5 protein-coding genes and 2 pseudogenes are annotated in these 17,956 nt (G+C 41.5%); all 7 read right to left on the bottom strand.

What is annotated here, in order from left to right; translation table 11 throughout:
* Window positions 1–66: 66 nt before the first annotated feature.
* The 7 genes and pseudogenes from AB2B49_RS08510 to AB2B49_RS08485 all read right to left on the bottom strand — a co-directional run bounded on the left by AB2B49_RS08510 (window position 67) and on the right by AB2B49_RS08485 (window position 17,915).
* Window positions 67–621 carry a DJ-1 family glyoxalase III gene (locus AB2B49_RS08510; protein WP_049504970.1) on the bottom strand — a complete coding sequence of 185 codons (555 nt, stop codon included), beginning with the start codon at window positions 619–621 and terminating at the stop codon, window positions 67–69.
* Between the two features lie 10 nt (window positions 622–631).
* Window positions 632–1,855 (bottom strand): FtsW/RodA/SpoVE family cell cycle protein, encoded by a 1,224-nt coding sequence (locus AB2B49_RS08505; protein ID WP_049504968.1) that lies wholly within the window; start codon window positions 1,853–1,855, stop codon window positions 632–634.
* A gap of 5 nt (window positions 1,856–1,860) precedes the next feature.
* Complete coding sequence (locus AB2B49_RS08500; RefSeq protein WP_049504991.1) at window positions 1,861–4,350, bottom strand: bifunctional DnaQ family exonuclease/ATP-dependent helicase; 2,490 nt, start codon at window positions 4,348–4,350, stop codon at window positions 1,861–1,863.
* Between the two features lie 199 nt (window positions 4,351–4,549).
* Window positions 4,550–5,401: an NAD(P)H-hydrate dehydratase gene (locus AB2B49_RS08495; RefSeq protein ID WP_254733831.1), complete on the bottom strand. Its 852-nt coding sequence runs from the start codon at window positions 5,399–5,401 to the stop codon at window positions 4,550–4,552.
* A gap of 126 nt (window positions 5,402–5,527) precedes the next feature.
* Window positions 5,528–10,251 (bottom strand): annotated as a pseudogene (locus AB2B49_RS08490) (SIALI-17 repeat-containing surface protein); the annotation flags it as partial.
* A gap of 279 nt (window positions 10,252–10,530) precedes the next feature.
* Window positions 10,531–10,638, bottom strand: a pseudogene (locus AB2B49_RS09240) (YSIRK-type signal peptide-containing protein); the annotation flags it as partial.
* 164 nt (window positions 10,639–10,802) lie between these two features.
* Window positions 10,803–17,915, bottom strand: coding sequence for an SIALI-17 repeat-containing surface protein (locus tag AB2B49_RS08485; RefSeq protein WP_320692065.1), 7,113 nt, complete (start codon window positions 17,913–17,915; stop codon window positions 10,803–10,805).
* Window positions 17,916–17,956: the final 41 nt, after the last annotated feature.

The following is a 17,956-nucleotide window of genomic DNA, read 5'->3' as shown; positions in this document are numbered from 1 at the left end:
TTTTTATGAAAAAAGCGATGATTTCCTAGATTTTTCCAAGTAAAAAACGAGAGCCGAACTCTCGTCTTACTGTTGATTTCCAAAGACATCTCGATAGAGCATGCCAACTCGTAAACTTTCAGCATCTCCTCCCAACTGCTCTACCAACTCATAGGCAAAGGCAAGTGCGGTTGACGGTCCTCGGCTGGTTGTTAGATTGCCATCTACAACCACTGTTTGCTTTTGATAAATTCCGTCAGTAATTTGCTCCTGAACTCCGTCATAACAAGTAAAGTGCTTGTCTTTCAGGACACCTGCTTGATGGAGGGCGATTGGGGCTGCACAGATGGCAGCAATTTTCTTTCCAGCTTTGTCAAAGGCTTTAATCTCAGAAATGAGGGCTTGATTATCCCGTAGGTGAGCTGATCCTGGCATGCCACCCGGAAGAACTACCAAGTCATAGTCAGACAAATCACTATCAAAGATACGGTCAGCTTTTACCTGAATGCCATGTGATCCTGTCACGTGCTCTTCAAATCCTACCATATCACAGGAAATGTTTGCTCGACGCAAGACATCGACTACTGTCAAGGCTTCAATTTCTTCAAAACCTTGGGCTAAGATAACTGCTACTGTTGCCATAGTGGCCTCCTTATTTGATTTGTTTTAGGACGACTTTCTTTCGTTTGAATGGAACTTTTCCACTTTTCTCCTCCGCTAGGTTGGTCTGGTAACTCATAGATAAGAGGAGACCGACACCAATGAGGTTGCTAATAATTGCGGAGCCCCCTTGAGAGATGAAAGGTAGAGGAATCCCTGTCAAAGGAAGTAAGCCTGTCACGGCACCGATATTTTCAAAGATATGGAAGAGCAACATCATGATAAATCCAGTCGAAATGTAGGTGTAGAACTGGTTATTTGACCTGAGCGTAATCTTCAACATCCGGTAAATAAGAAGCAAGTACAGGGCAACCACAAAGACCGAACCAATGAAGCCGAAATCTTCAGCAATCACGGTGAAAATCATATCGCTCTCGCGTACTGGAATGAGGAGATTGGACACATTGAAACCTTGTCCAAACAAGCCACCACTTCCAATCGCAATTTGTCCCTGCGCCTGTTGGTAAGTCGTTGTTTGCGCAAAGTCAAAGGGATTGAGCCAAGCCAAGATGCGGTTGATCTGGTAAGTTGGCATTCCAATCTGATGCAAGAAGGCACGTCCATCCTTGCTTATAAAAATGGCCATAAAGCCTGCAACAGCAGTCACTCCTGTCGCAAAAACCGGAATGATAATCTTCCACGAAACACCTGAAAGGAGAACCATACCGGAAAAAATAGCTACAAAGACCAAGGCAGTCCCTAAGTCACTTTGTAGGGCTAAGAGGATCAAGACTGGTATGGTAAAGGCGATCATCCAACCAATCAATAGGAAATCCAAGGGAATAGTCCGTCGCCATTCCTTGTGTTTTTGAGTGAATCTTACAATGGCTCGAGCCAACATCAAGATATAGGAAATCTTCATGAATTCCGATGGCTGGAAAAGTGTCGTTCCACCAATCGATACCCAGTTCTTGGCACCTGTTGACGCTACAAGATTTGGATTGTAGAAAACAAGAGGGAGGACCATCAAAGCTAGCCCTAGACCATAAAGATAGGGAGTCACCTTCCATAAAAACTCGGTATTAAAGAACATGACCACAAATCCAATGACAAGACCCAAGGCAATCCAAGCGATTTGCTGACCTAGAATTGGTAATACATTATTTGGATAGTCATGACTAACTGCTATATAAATGGCCACTACTCCAATCACCAGTAAACAAAACACTGGTAGGAGAAGGCTATAATCGACTCGAGAGTCGAGTGAACGTTTCATATTTTTTACCTTTTCTCTTTCTGGGATTTTTCTTTCATTCTATTGCGACGAAATTGGAGAAAATCAGCTACAGCAGGCTCTAGCTGTTCTATAGAAAGAACCTGAACAGCCCTTTCTTTTGACAAGGCCTGGGCGATTTGTTTGCCGTAACGCTTGCTGACAACTCGACTGTCTAAGATTACAGCAACCGAACCTTGGTCAGGTCGTCTAACAGTACGACCAAGGGCTTGTTTTAGCCGAATAATCGCCATCGGCAACTGATAATCATAGAAAGGATTTTTCCCTTCTTGACGCAGTTCTTGGTTTAATTTTTTTGTTAAAGGTTCTTGGTGGTTTTGGAAAGGCAATCTCGGAATCACTTGAATCACGCAAGGATGGGTTGAAAAATCAACTCCTTCCCAGAAACTGCCTGTTCCAAGCAAGATCTGGCGTTCACCTTTTTCAAAACGTTTTTTCAGTTGGCTTGGTTCCCCATTTTTATACTGAGCTAGATGCGGTTGGTCGAGCAGGTCCGAAACTGCCAGCAGCATTTCTTTTGAGGTAAACAAGACCAATAAGGGTTCTTGAAAGGCTTGTAACCTTCGGATAACAGAAGCCACTTCACTAGCATAGTCAAAAGGCGAAACTTCTGTCACAAGAGGAAAGTCATTGACTAGAAAGACTTCTTGTTGCTCCTGTTTTGCTACATCAAGCTTAACAAGCGGAGCGTCTGGAAATCCCAATAAATCTGCTAGGGAAACCCGATTGCTGATTTCAAGAGTGGCAGATACTCCTAGGAGCCTGCAATCTTCTGGCAATAGGTCTGCTAGTATAAAGCGGCCTTTTTTACTTGAACAAATCAAGACATCCTTGCTCGATTTTTCTGCTGTAGCAAGCCAAAATTCACGGTCCGAGGTGAAAAAGTTTGCAATCTCTCTATACTCTGGGAGAGCTAACTCCGAAAAATGCTGGCGCAACTCTTCAAGAGAATCCAACCACTTTCCATTCTTAAGACCTGATTGATACTGCTCCATCAAGTATCGACATTCAAAGCTAATACTCTCAAGCAAGCGTTTCTGAACCAAATCTTCCTCTGACTCTAAGGACTTTTCAATTTGAGTTACAAGATCCTCAAGGTGATAAGCCTGCTGGGCTAGATTTTCGAGAGCTAGCAGCATTTTTTGAGCTTCATCCAAAATTACCAAACGGTTATCAACAAACTCTGGATTGTCTTCCAAACGAGTGACCAGATAGGCATGATTGGTCAGAAGAACACGACTGGTCTTGCACTTTTCCTGCCCTCGTTTCCAAAAATCCTCTGTAGCAAATAAACTTTTCTTTGAAAGCTTGCCATCGTGGACTAGTTCTGGCAGAAAATGCTGGTAGCGGTAAAGTTGCCCGATTTCGTCCAAGTCACCTGTTTCTGTCTCTGTTAGCCAGATAAGCAGTTGCATCTTAAAGCGAGTGAAAAGGCGATTGGACTCTGATCGATAGAGAATTTGGTGGAAGGCATCCAATTTCAAGTAATTTTGAGGCCCCTTGAGACTATGAATCTCCAGATGGAAGACCTCTTTTAAGCGCTGACCTTCTTCTTGCATGATTTGATTTTGAAGAATTTTGGTCGGAACACTCACTAGAATCCCTGCTTGACTCTCCAAGTTCAAAGCTGGGAAGAGATAACCATAAGTCTTGCCCAGTCCTGTTTGAGCTTGGATAAAGGATGTCTGGTGTTCTTCCAATAATTGCTCAATCTTCTCCGAAAATTCCAGCTGTTGTGGACGCTCCTCCAGCCCCAATAAAGAAATGTTTTTAGCAAAGTCTTTGGATAACTTTCGTGGGACTAAGCCTTTGCTTTCCCTTCTGAGGAAAAGCCCATGAAGCTCCATCAAGTCTGGCGAAGATAAGAGAGATTGTTGCTGATAGACCTCCTCAATCACCAAGTAACTTTCATAGAGAAGGTTGTCTGCAAGGTTTAATAAGCTTTCTAGGAGCCCTTTTGGTAACTCAAATAGTTTTTGACGCATGTAAAGCAAGAGTTCAGCTGTTGCCTGAGCATCTGATAGGGCAGTATGGGCATGTTCTAGCTCAATGCCCAACTCTTGACAAAGGATACCTAAGTTATACTTTTCAAACTGAGGATACAGAACTTGGGCAAGCTCAACTGTATCCACCCGCGGTGTACGCAATTCATATCCTTCAAAAAAGAGAAATTCTGCAAGAAGGTTAGCATCAAACTGTACATTGTGCGCAACAAAAATACCGTCCTTAACCAATTCAAAAATTTTTCCAGCTACCTGAGAAAACTCTGGTGCTGCAACCAAACGCTGATCGGTCAGACCCGTTAATTCTTTGATATGAGAATCCAAGGGTTCGTGAGGATTGACATCGGTCGCATACTGATCGATGATGTCACCATTCTCAATCACCACAATGCCTACTTGAATAATTTTTGCCTTGCTTCCAGTGCTGGTCGCTTCTAAATCAACGACTACATACCGATCATTTCTCGCATTCATCATTAAAAATTATATCAAAAAAAGCATGATTTGACACCCCTCAACTTTGATAACAATCTGGCTTTACTTGCGAGCTTGATTAAAAATCAAGACCTTAAAAGTGAGAATTCCTCGTAAGTTCAGCAGTTGATTGCTGGTTCTGAGGTATTTGAAAACCTTATTAACAAAGCTACATCAACATAAAAAGACAACCAAGGTATTAGCTGCCTTTTTGAGATATTTTTTTCATTGTTTTGGGGAGGAGCTTACTAATTTCTGTTGGCAAGACAAGGTAGTTTTCTTGAGCTAGTTCTTGAGCAATTGCTGAGTGCAGATGAGTCGCTACTACTACGCGTTCATAGAGATTGACATGTGGAAACTGACCTGCAAAACCTGCAATCATCCCAGCCAAAGTATCTCCCATCCCACCAGTTGCTTGATAGGGCCCTCCAACTTCTAATTGATAATATTCAGGCTGACCGACTTGCCAGATACGAGTTGCCGGACCTTTCTCAACTAGAATCGTTCCTTGAGGAAACGCTGAAAGAGCACTAGCAGTCGCCTCTGTATTTTGATGGTCAAGAACTATACCAGACAGTCTTTCCCATTCCTTTTGGTGGGGAGTTAGGATGAGCTGACTAGATGGGAATGTCAAATGAGCTTTTGCTAAGATGCCCAAAGCACCGCCGTCTGCAATCAAAATCTGGTCTTTTCTAAGGCTGTCAAAGACCCGTTTTACGAGTTCTTCTCCGAATGCATCTTCTCGCAAACCCGGACCTAACAAGACAACTTCTGCCTTTTCCAACTGCTCTTTTAACAATTGCTGATCTTGAAGAGAAAATGCCATGGCCTCAGGTAAATGACTGTGCAGAGCCGGAATATTTTCCTTATCCGTGCCAACAGTCACCAACCCTGCCCCACTTTCGACAGCTGCAATGGCTGGCATGATGATAGCTCCCCCATAAGGATAGGTCCCTCCCAGCAAGAGCAGGCGACCGTAATCTCCCTTATGGCTGTGACGACAACGTTCAATAATAACTTTTTCTAATAAAGCTTGATCAATCACTTTCATCGTTTTTTCCCTCTCTATTCATTATACTATAAAGTTTATTGACCTTGCATTTTAAACATAAATCTCTTCCTTCATATAGAAAAAGAGGGGACAAAGCCCCTCTACGAAATATCTCTTTTTTCAAAGTCAATTAATTTCTTTTTTACTTTTTGCGACAAAGATAGCAGATAGAGCTAGTCCAACACTTGCCAAGAAAATAGCTGTTTCTGACTGTTTCTCACCAGTTTCTGGCAATCTCTTGTCTTCTTTGGCAATTTGAACTGGTGCTCCTGAAGTCTGAGTTTTTTCTAACAAACTTAGCTTGAACTCTGGTTTCTCTACTGTCGGTGCTGCCTGGTCGCCTACTGTTGATAAGGGACCTGTGTAAGCTGGGAGCTCATGTTTAAAGGCCATAACGGAGTTGACTCCGCCCTGGAACTCAGGTTTCTCTACCATTGGAGCAGCTTGATCACCTACTGTTGCTAGCGGGCCTGTGTATTCTGGCAATTCATGCACTAGAGCCATCACTGCATTGACGCCACCCTTGAACTCAGGTTTCTCTACTGTTGGAGCAGCTTGGTCACCTACTGTTGCTACTGCACCTGTGTACTCTGGAAGCTCATGTACCGAGGCTTCAACTGCATTGACACCACCGGTGAATTCAGGAACCTCAAGAACAGGTGCTGGTTCTTCACCCTTGCTTGATTGGATCGGTTCTTCTGTCAATTCTTGATGGAAGCTTGCCAATTCATAAAACTCAGCCTTGCCGCCTTCCCAGACTAATTTGACGNACCCTTGCTTGATTGGATCGGTTCTTCTGTCAATTCTTGATGGAAGCTTGCCAATTCATAAAACTCAGCCTTGCCGCCTTCCCAGACTAATTTGACGTCTAGAAGAGAGCCACCATTTCGGATAGCGAAGGTTTGGAGACTAGATGTAATGGCACCGAGGTCTGTCCAACTGTCTTGACCATCCTTGAGTGTTCTAGCAAGAACACGTGCCTTAGCTCCTTCAGGAAGACTGGAAACGATACGAAGGTGGTTGGCATTGGTTGGATCAGATAAGTGATACACCAATTCACCCTTATCTTTTTCAGACTTGTAGCTGGTCAAGACTTTTCCGTCTACAAGATTATTATAAAGGTTGCCCTGACTTTCTCCACTACTTCCTTCTACTGTAGGATCATTGATTGGTTTGACAAATTCACCATCGTTAATGACCAATTCTGTAAAGCCTACAAAACGGGCATCATAATCTGTTGTATAGAGGACTCGGAGATAGTTAGCTTTAACTGGTGTCGTCAATTCGCCCTCGACGTAGCGATTTCCTGGCATCTTAGAATCATGTGTCCAACCATCTGTCAATGAATCATCGTGTTGGCTATTGGCCACACCATCTCCTACTGTCACGACATCTGTCCAAGTTTTACCGTCTTGGCTGACTTGGATCTTACCATCACGAAGGTAGTTTTGAGTTCCGTCTTGGATGTAGGCTCTGATCTTCTTGATGGTACGTTCGCTACCAAGTTTCAAGGTTACGTGACCATCTTTATGGGCGTAGTCTGAAAATTCAACGAAGTTGTTATAAACACCGTCAAATAGTTGATCTAGGTTGTTCAGCTTACGAACATCATTGCTTCCGTATGTTGGATGAATGCCCATTGTTGTAGATTCTAGTTTGGTTGGTTGCACTTCTTTGGTTGTCACAAGGAGAGAAGTCGCTGTAATAGCTTGCTCCTGATCTGTTTTGTTGACCAAACGCACATAACGTACTAAGTGGCTTGCTGCAGATCTATCAGTCAACTGGCTAGCTGGCGTCCATTCTTGCGCATTTGCAGAGTACTCTAGATTAAGAGCTGGATTGGCCTGACCTTGGAGTTGGATGCTCTTGATCTGATGGATACGGTCAAGCTTCATTCCTAGATAGCTATGAGCAGGGAGTTTGGTTCCAGCTGGAATTTGAAGCTCGTAACTGCCCAAGCTACCCACTACCGGCGTTTCCTTCAAGGATTCCACGTTGGTGTCTGTTAAGTCAAAATTTGGACTATCGACATCTACTGTAAATTCCGCAATTCTCCACCACTTATTTAAGGTTTGTGTATTGCGAATGCGAACAAAACGAGTTGTAAATTCTTTCACAATATCAGAAGTTCGTTGCCCTGATAAATTTTGAAGCGTTGTCCAATTTGTACCATCTGCAGAATATTCGATGACACCAGATGCTAGTTTGTCTCGTTCCCCTTGCATCAGATGAACTCGTTTTACTTTGTGCAGCCCACCTAAGTCCATTTTTACCCAGGCTTGCGCTGGTGTGACATTGGTCTGATCAACATGTGCCATCATGGATTCTGTGTTTTCTCGACCATCTTGCATCTGAACAACACTTGTTCCATATTTGTAAACAAGGTTTGGACTTAAACTAATAGTGCCCCTAACCTTCTTACTACCCAATTCTAGGGGTCTGTTAACAGCAATTTCACGCATGGCAAGCCAAGCATTATCCTTCTTAGCTGTTGCTATCATACGAACAGCTTGAGCTGTGATATCGAGGTCATTAAATTCCAGAATACGTTCTCTACCAGTATAAGCGGGGCTCGTTATGGCTACCCATTCTCCATGTTCATTTTGATACTCAACAAGAGCATTACTAAAGGTATAATTATCGGCCGTATTAGTACCCGTAGCGAAACCTAATTTGTGTATTTTAATTGCCTTATTAAAGCGCAAGCCTACATAATCGCCTCTCTCAATCACAATGGTTGTTTTGGCAATCACATGTGTATCAAAGTCACCATCTGTGACTTCTTTCAATCCGCCTTCTATTCCAGCACGATTCGTAATAAATGTTGTCACAAATTTATCTGGATTCAACATTGCTTGGATATGTAAGGCTAAGTATTCTTTGAGATTATTGATAAATGGTCGAATATGTTGGACACCAAATTCTGCGTATTCATAATGGTCAACGTAAAAGAAGGCATACTTAACTGACTGGTCATAATGTTTGACTCCGGCCTGATAATACTCCCACACCTTGGCATCATTCTTTTCAGTAAGACCTTCTGTAGCTGTTAGGAAAGCCTCAAGCGCGTTCATTTGATCTACTGTATTCTCTAACCAATAGTGAATTTGTTCGATTAATTTCTGATCGCCTTTTTCTTTAAGCAGAAGAGCATTGGCTTTCAAACCAGCAAAAATGTCCCTCAACTCTTTTCTTTCAGAATCCAGATTTTGACCAGATTTGAGTTTGTTATAGAATTCTGTCAATTTTGGAGCCAATTCTACAGACTCTTCTAATTTAGTGACATGGGGAGGTCTATTTTGATTGCGCATGTGTTTTCCGAGTTCTCGAAAAGCCTTTGAAACACTGCTTTCTTCAAAATGATCATTGACTACATAGTTAAAGGCCATATCGTTGATTTGTTCTGCTTCTTCTGCACTTCTCCATTGCTTCCATCCATACTGAGCCATATCAAAAAGTGCCACTTTAGATGCTTCAGATTGTTGCATTGGATTTAGCATAATTCCTTGTGCAAGGGATAAATCAACATTTGGATGTAAGAATTTTTCACCACCTCCAAGAATTAGGTGGGGTTTTGTATTGTCATTACATGGCCAGTTAATCCAGAACTGAATTGGACGGTAAGTCTTACCACCTTCTGTTAAATTTTTCTTTAAGTTCGTTAAAAATGTTTGGTCAACAGCCCCCCAGACCTTTCCACCAGTAAGAGTTAAATGGACATTTTCAGGAAGATGTTCATTCAAGGTCCGAAGTTCAGCTTCAGTTCCTTGCCCCATGTACCAGGCAGGAACAAAAATCATATCTTTACGGAGACCACTGTATGTTGTTTGTTTTTCAGTCAACCAATTTGTGATATCTTTCATCAAACGAACATAACTATGGTAACCACCAACTGGGCTTGGTGCATCATCTGCAAGCACACCAAATTCACGCACTCCCACGTCCAACAACTGAGTAAACTTAGCCTTTATGGTTGCAAGATCAGCCTGGTAGTGCGCTTCATTGCCAAAGCGGATACGATTGTTCATAAATGGATGGATGGTCCAAACATAACGTGTTTTCGTTTGATTACCGACACGTGCAAGTTCTCGGATTTCAGCCAGTTTTTCTTCTGGGTAAAGTTCACGCCATTTCTTATTGTGGTATGGATCATCTTTTGGTGCGAAATAGTATTGAGTTAACTTCAATTCACTTCCATAACGCATCAATTCTTTACGATTTTCATTAGACCATGGATTGCCATAGTAACCTTCGATGAAACCACGGTTCTTGAGCTCTGCGTAATCTTCTACTGTAACATTGCGAAGGACTGGTACTTGACTTTCCTTGAGCATGTGTTTCAAGGTTGTCAAACCATAGAAGACTGCATCAGTGTCTTTTCCGACGATAGAAATCGAATTATCCTTGATACTCAAGACATAGGCGTCAATCTTGTCAAAGAGACCTGCTGAAACATTGGACAAGTTTTGCTCTGCTTGTGAACCTTGTCCATGCACTCCAAGATAGATATTGGTAGCGCCAGCGATAGCTGCCTTACCAGTTGTATAAGATACTTGATTGTCCTTCAAGACAATCTTCAAGCGATTGCGAGTATAGATATCGAGTTGATCGCCCATGACCAGATTGACTTGCTTACGAAGGGCTGTGACTCCTTCTTCATAAGTCACTTTTTGTGGAGTTGGAAAGACCTTGTACTCTTTTTTGAGATAGTCTGAGCTCTCGCTGGCAGCTTCAATACTGGCTTCGCTAGCTGGTTTGCTTGCCGTAAATTGATTGGCCAATTCAACTGTTCCATCACCTGTTTGCTCTACTTTTGGAGTTTCAGGTGTAATTGGTTGACTAGGTTTAGCGATTTCTTTATCATTTTGTCCTCCACTCATGGCTTCAGACGGCTTTGTTTCATTCTCTGGAATTCTAGGTGCTTCAGCTGGTTTAAGATTATTTGTCGAATCAGTAGAACCAATCGTTCCTGTAGTTTCTCCATTTTCAACTGTCGAGCTAGCTTCCTTCCCAGCATTTTCCTCTGCTTTCTTCAAAACTGCTGCAAGTTCATCAGGTAACTTTTCCAATGGCTGAGCTTGAGTTATAGTTCCCTCTTTATCTCCTACATTACCTGTTTCTGCCGCCTCTACTAAATTAACACCAAAGATACTGGCACCAATCATAATAGAAGCTACTCCAATAGCGAATTTACGAATACTGTAATGACAACGTTTATTGAAAAAATTTTTATCCATCTTTATCTTATCTCCTTTCATCCAAAAACGAAAGTAAACGATTCCATTTTTACTAGTAAAGACGGAGAGGCCAATCGGTCCTCTCCATCTCTTCAACTCATTTATCGATGTGATTTTTTATCATCGACCAAGCTATACCAATAGGATAGCATTAGACGCACAAACTAATCCTCTTTTCGTTTTGCAGTTAATAGGGCTGCTGACAAGGCCAAGCTAACACCTGCCAAGAAAATGGCTGTTTCAGATTCTCCCTCACCTGTTTCTGGTAATCTATTTTGCTCTTCTTTTACTACTGAAACATTTGGTTTTATAGTCTGGTCATGAGCTAATAGCTCTACTGGATAATCTGGTTTTTCAAGAACAGGCGCTTCCTCATTTCCTACCGTGGCTAGAACACCACGATACTCTGGAAGTTTATGTTCTAGAGCCATTACAGCATTAACGCCACCCTTAAATTCAGGTTTCTCAACGCTTGGTGCCGCTTGATCTCCTACAGTAGCAAGAGTTCCTGTGTATTCTGGAACTTCGTTTACTGCTGCTTCTACAAAGTTAGCACCTCCTTTGAATTCTGGAACTTCATTGACTGGAGCTGGCTCCTCGCCTTTACTACTTGAAATAGATGCTTTCACTCCTACTTCAACAATGCGATCCTGAGCCTTTCTTTCTTCAGAATGAACAAGACTTCTAGTAGTACCCAAAACTTGAATATAGTCAACTTTTTCTCCATCTTGTCCTTCAGAAACGATACGACGTTGACCTTGAGCAAGTTCAGGGTTTTCACGAATAACTTCTTTAAACGGAAGCGGAGTCTTTTCAATTTCCAAACTTGGAGTTTCTGCTACTAAGTTCTTAACGCCTTCTGTTGGTGTTGTTTGGAAGGTAGACTTAAAGTGTAAACGATATTCTTTCACCAGATTTCCATCTTTGGAAACAAGACGAACCAGTGTTGGAAGATTGGCATTTCCAGAATCCACAACTGTAACTACTCCATATCCACTAGTTGTTGCAGTGACTTTTGGTTTTGAACCCATTGTTGTTAGAGTGTAATCTGTCACATTTGGATCAAAGTTTTCCAATGCTTTTCCGTCGATCGAAATAGTCGCTGATGGTGTTTCCACTTCTGATCCCTTGCCTGCAGAGTAGGCTGTAAATTCTACAAGTGCAAGACCATTGGTGGTAGCCTTACGAGTCATGCGCGCACGAATAGCTGTCGTTTGAACCGGTTCAAAGTTAAACTCGATTGGTTTACCAGCTACTAATTCTCCAGAAGCTTTGTAAGAAATTGGTACCCAATTTTCTGCCTTGTTAAATGGATGATCGGCATTTTCTTCGTAACGAGAAATCGTACTTGGTTCTGTAAAAGCAGGACCAATATATCTTTCTAGAACCATTTTCTCTGGAGCATCTGTGCCACTATCTTTAAAGAACTGAATGGCTACTTTCCCAATAGATTGAGAAGCAATTTTTCCATCCTTCTTAAAGAGTAATCCAACAGAAGTTTCTTGATTTTTCGGAGTACGAGACCAGTTTGTCCAACGTCCATCTTCATTGTATTTTCCATCATTGATATAGAAAATTCGATCATGTGAAGCTGCTTGAGTATCGTTCGTTGTCGAAGCAAAGGCTTTAGAATCAGTTTCATTGTTGCTTGGATTTTCTGAAATGACTTGATTGCCTTTAGCAACAACTGTCACCTGCATTTTAGTCGTTAGATTTGTACCAATGACATGACCGGTAACTTCAAATGTTCCCTCATGCTCTGTCGCATGTTCAGGAATAGCATCCCACTTCACTGCAAGTTTATCTGTAGTCCAATTAGTTGAAGTTGGATAATAAACACTTACTTCTGAAGGAAGTTGAAGATTGTCTCCAACATTCAAGATTTTAGCACTGTTTTCTGCAGCAAGAGGTTGACTAGTTTCTCTCTCATCATTGCGGAAAATTCGATATTCTTTCAACACCGTACCATCTTCTGCTTTCAAGATGAGACGTGTTGCACCTTTTGGACTTGTTGCAGGAACAACTGTTACCAAACCATTATTACTAGCTGTTGCTGTGATTTCTTTACTAGATTGAGGAATATAGTAATCTGTCTTAGATGGATTAAAATGTTCAAGATCCTTGCCATCTACCTTGATAGAAATCTCTGAACTTGTTTCACTTAAGACCTTGTTTCCAAGCACAGTTAGCTCTGTCAGACCAACACCTGATGTTCCATCTGCTTTCTTCATACGAATACGAACAGCGTAGGTTTCGACCTTATCAAATGTGAAGTGATTGGTTTGAGTTGCAGACAGCTGACTTGGAGCATGTAAGTTTTCAACTGCTTTCCAATTGTCTGGATTATTAAATGGATGATTGCTATCTCGTTGCGCATGACTGACATCACTTGGTAAATCTGGAATTTCTTTACCTACATAATATTCAACTACATATTCTTTTGGAAGACCAATTGCTCCATCAGTATAGAAATCAACCGACAAATTGTTGACAAAACGCTTCGTCAAGTCTCCTGAATTACCAAATAAGATAGAAGCCCAGTCATTATCAGTATTTGTTCTCCAAGTAGTCCATCTATTTTTAGCATCTGATGGCGTTCTTGATACAGTCAAATCGTTCAAGGTGTTGGCTGTGTCATCTCCTCCTGTATTGGATACAATGGCAGCTGGTAATTGTGAACCTGTCCATTGTTTAGAAATATTATTTCCAGCAACCACTTGACTAGATACTCGAACATGAGCTTTAGTTGTCAGATTGCTACCTACTAAACGACCATTGATTTCATAGACCCCTTCAGTTTGACTAAAGTTGGCTGGAACCTGATCCCAAACAACATCTTTATAGATAGTTGTTCCGTTAGAATGGTAAGCCCGAACATTAGCTGGCAATTGAACCGTCTCACCCTTAGGTACTGTGAGACTGATTTCCTCTGCAACTTGCAATCCTTCAACCGTTACAGTCGCTTGAGCTTCAATATCTGTGCCTTCCACATGTCCTTTAAGCGTAAAGCTATGATAGTGCCCCAACTCTTTTTCATCTACCTTATCCCAAGCTACAGATACTTTGCGTGGCAAGCCCTTATCAAATTCTGCTCCAACTTCTTTAGGTAGATTCGGTTGCTGATTGATATCTGTAGAAACAGACACAGGATGAAGTTTCACAATCTTCTTGCTGACTTTATTTTCTTTAATCACCACTTCAGTGGTTACAGATTCTGTTTTCTCTGTTTGATTATCGATTCGAGGTGTCAAAGTCACTCTTCCCTTAGTATAGAGCAATAGATTCTGACCATTCACCTCAAGATGTCCCCCATCTGATGATTTAGCTTCTAAGTGAATATCTGAAGCCGCAAACTCTGTTTGTGAACCATCCTCATAACGACCAATGACGTGATAAGTTAATACTTGATCTTCAGTGGCAGTTTCTTTTCCTTCTACAACCACTTCCAAACGTTTCAAAGCAGGAGCTTCCTTCACAAACTGAATTAAGTAAGTTTGAACCAAGTCACCCTTTTGGTCACTCAAGAAGACAGAAGCCTGATAACCATTATCAGCAGAAGCTTGCTGAACAGTTACTTGATATCCGGTAGTCTGAGCTCCAACACTTGGAATAGTTGCAGTGTAAGGAAGGGATACACGGTAATAGGTCTTGCCAGACTCAAAATTCTCAAGAGCTTTATCCCCAACAGTAAGTCCTGTAATGCTACTTGTTGTTTCCTTACTACTTGCGATAAAGGTTGCAGTCACTTCACGGTCGTCATCTACCAATTTACCAGTAGCCTCCGTACGTCCACCTTCCTTGTTCAAAGCAGCAGGGTCTTTCAAGGTCCAAGAAACAACATCAGTATCAATCAAGCTACCATCTGTCAGAACAGCTGTGACCGTTTTATCCAAATCAGCCGCATTCGTTCCAACTGGGACTGTAGCAACTTTTGGTAACCATCTATCTAAAGCAATCACTTTAACAAGTGCCTCAGCTTTAGTTTCCAAACCTTCTACACGTCCAGATACTTTTTTCTCACCTGCGCTTGTAAGCAAGTCAGATGGCATTTCCCAAGTTACAGTCTTTTCCTCAACACTACCGTCACTATAAATAGCTGTTACTGTTTGAGGTAATTCAGGATTTGTCGTCACATCAGTTGTTGCTTTTACAGGAGCAAAGGCTACAAAGTGACGATTTTCTTTCTTACCAGACACCGTTGCGACCGTTGCGCTATCAGATGTCAAACCAGCAGAATCTGCATAAAGAGTAAATTTACCTTCTTTTTCTGTTGATTTTACAATGACAATCCCTTTACCATTGAAAGCACGTCTTTGCCATGTTCCATCTGCTTGAGCTTTGTAGCGTTCACGACTAGCTTGTTCTCCATTATCCACACCAACGATTTGTCCCTGACCATGAAGATTGAAATGAACAAGATTGTTAGCTGTAGGAACCACATTACCATCGCCATCAACAATTTCATAATGGATGTAGGATAGGTCCTTTCCATCTGCAGTGATAACATGCTCTTCTTTAGTCAGACGAACTCTTGCTGGCTCCCCAGCAGTTGTCACACTATCACGCGCAATTTCGTTGCCATTTTCATCTCGAGCAATCGCAGTCAGTGTGCCTGGTTGGTATTTCACAAGCCACTCAAGATACAATTCACTTGGTTTAGCTCCCTCATGATATGGACGTCCATCTTCTGTCCTTTTCTTAGTAAATTCCTTTTTACCAAGCGACTCTCCATTTAAGAACAATTCGACGCTTGCAGCATTTGAGAAGGTACGAACCGGAACCTTTCCATCAATCAGCATCTTGCGATCCTTAAGGGTCTCTTCAGTCCAGTTCCAATGTGGTAAAATGCGAACAGTTGGCTTTTCTTTAGCACTATACCATTCACTACGGTAAAGGTAGAAATCATTCTTTGGTAAACCAGCTGTATCAATAATACCAAAGTAAGAGCTCTTGACAGGTGTACTATCTTGGTTATGCCATGGAGTCGGTTCTCCAATATAGTCAATTCCTGTCCAGATAAATTGTCCAGCATAGCCAGCACGATCACGGTCAAAAGTCCATGATTCAGTAGCTGTTCTTCCCCATCCAACACGGTCATTACCATAGTCAGATTGTTCATAGTGACGATTTGGACGATTGTCATGTCCAAGGATTTGAGCAGGGTTATAATAAGAATCACGCGTCCTAGTAGCTGAAGAAGTTTCAGAACCATAAATGAGCCAGTCTGGATGCGCTCTACGAACAGCATCATAATTACGTTCACCATAGTTCATACCGACAGCATCCATAATTTCCGCGAGTTTCAAGAAATCACCTGTCGCCGCACGACTAAATTTGTTTTCCCCCATGGTTACATAACGCTCAGTATCAATCGCTTTGATAACTGCCTTCAAGCGTTTAGCAGTTTCGATAGAACGAGGACTACCATTTGCCTCCTCTACCTCATTTCCAAGAGACCACATGACGATAGACGGATTGTTCTTATCACGTTCTACCATTGTTCTGAGATCAAAATCAGACCACTTCTCACCCTTCTTAGCCTCCGGATGAGTTGCATCTTGATCAAAGAACCGTCCATAGTCGTAAGTCTTCTTGCCACCATACCAAGTATCAAAAGCTTCCTCTTGAACCAAAAGACCTAAACTAGCTGCAGCATCAAGCAACTGAGGACTCGCTGGATTGTGGGTTGTTCGAATAGAGTTAACCCCCATATCTTTCAAGAGTTTTAATTTACGATAGGTAGCCTTATAATTCTCTTCTGCCCCCAAGGCTCCATTGTCATGGTGAATACTTACTCCGTGGAATTTCATGCGTTCACCATTCAGAGAGAAACCTTCCTTAGCAGTCCAATTGAAATAACGGTAACCAAATGTATCTTCTGTTACATCAACCAGTTGACCTTCTTTATAAACCTTTGTTTTCAACACATACAGTTGAGGATGATAACTTTTTGTCGTCCAAAGAGTTGGTTTATTAACTAGGATTGTTTGTCTGAAATCTGCAGTTTCATTTTCTGCTAAATTCTTCGTTTCAGAGCGGACTAATTCTGAAACAACCTTACCTTCCTTAGTAAAAATTTGTTGTTCCACAAAGACTTTAGCAGCCTTCTTATCCGTATTTTTAATCTTACTTTGAACCTGTGTTTCAACATTCCCTTCTTTTTGCTCAGCAAGTTTTGGAGTATTGATATGATTACCATTTTCGGCAACATGGACTTTATCACGATAACTAAGGGTTACATCACGATAAATCCCACTTCCTGAATACCAACGACTACTTGGTTGCTTATTGGTCACTTGAACAGTAATTGAATTTTCACTACCATCCTTGTTTAAAAATTCTGTGATATCATATGAAAAATGATTATAGCCACTTGGATAATGTCCGACAAATTTACCATTTACATAGACCTTTGAATCCATGTAAACCCCATCAAAATTGATACGAACATCCTTATTCTTGTCTGCTTCGTCTAATATGAAAGTCTTACGATACCAAGCTGTTCCACCATTTAACTGCCCACCTTCATTACGAGCGGGAGACTTGTGATCAAAGTCAAAATAAATACTCCAATCATGAGGAAGATTCAATTTAGACCAATCATGAACATCCACATCTTTTTTTGAAAAATCTCCTTGGGCATTTAGTTTAAAATACCAATCTTTATTAAAATCTTGTTTTCGTTCCGATAATAGCTGTTTTTCCTTTTCAACTTCGGCTTTGTTTGACTCTCTAGACAGCACTTGCGATTTTTCAGAAGAAGGTTTAATCTCTGTGTCTGCTTTCACTTGGTCCTTTTCAGAAGTTTTTTTAGAATCCTCTTTCACTTCTGTTCCAGCTGTTACTGCAGATTCAACAGGCTTTGGATTTGCCTCTTCAGATTTCTGTTTGTTATCAGCCTTGTTTCCTTCTTCTACTTTATTTGGAGTTTCCCCTTTAGGACTAACCAATTCACGACTACTCTCGTTAGTAGGTGTAGTAGGTTCTGTATCCTTAGTCACTTTGTCTTCTGCCGATTCAGCTTTTGGTTTTACAAACTCACGCCCACCATTCTCATCAGCCTTTGCAATAGCAGCTACCACATCATCGGGAAGCTTATCTAAAGGTTGAGCTTGATGAACAGTTGTTTCTTCTGTTTTAGCATTGGATGAAGCCACCTCCTCAGCTTGTACAGCAGAAATACCAAATATACTAGCCCCAATCATTACAGATGCCGCACCTATTGCAAATTTACGAATGCTATAATGACAACGTTTATCAAAAAGTCTTTTGTTCATTAAAATCCTCATTTCTTTTTCTTGATACAAAGTAAGCGTTT

The sequence above is a fragment of the Streptococcus jiangnanensis genome, from assembly GCF_040888325.1.
Taxonomy (GTDB): Bacteria; Bacillota; Bacilli; order Lactobacillales; family Streptococcaceae; genus Streptococcus; species Streptococcus jiangnanensis.
Note: the sequence above shows the minus strand (reverse complement) of the source record. Positions and strands in the feature narration are given on the sequence as shown.

Coding starts and splice junctions, on each gene's coding strand:
- AB2B49_RS08485 (WP_320692065.1), bottom strand. CDS start 17,915: ATGAACAAAAGACTTTTTGATAAACGTTGTCATTATAGCATTCGTAAA.
- AB2B49_RS08510 (WP_049504970.1), bottom strand. CDS start 621: ATGGCAACAGTAGCAGTTATCTTAGCCCAAGGTTTTGAAGAAATTGAA.
- AB2B49_RS08505 (WP_049504968.1), bottom strand. CDS start 1,855: ATGAAACGTTCACTCGACTCTCGAGTCGATTATAGCCTTCTCCTACCA.
- AB2B49_RS08500 (WP_049504991.1), bottom strand. CDS start 4,350: ATGAATGCGAGAAATGATCGGTATGTAGTCGTTGATTTAGAAGCGACC.
- AB2B49_RS08495 (WP_254733831.1), bottom strand. CDS start 5,401: ATGAAAGTGATTGATCAAGCTTTATTAGAAAAAGTTATTATTGAACGT.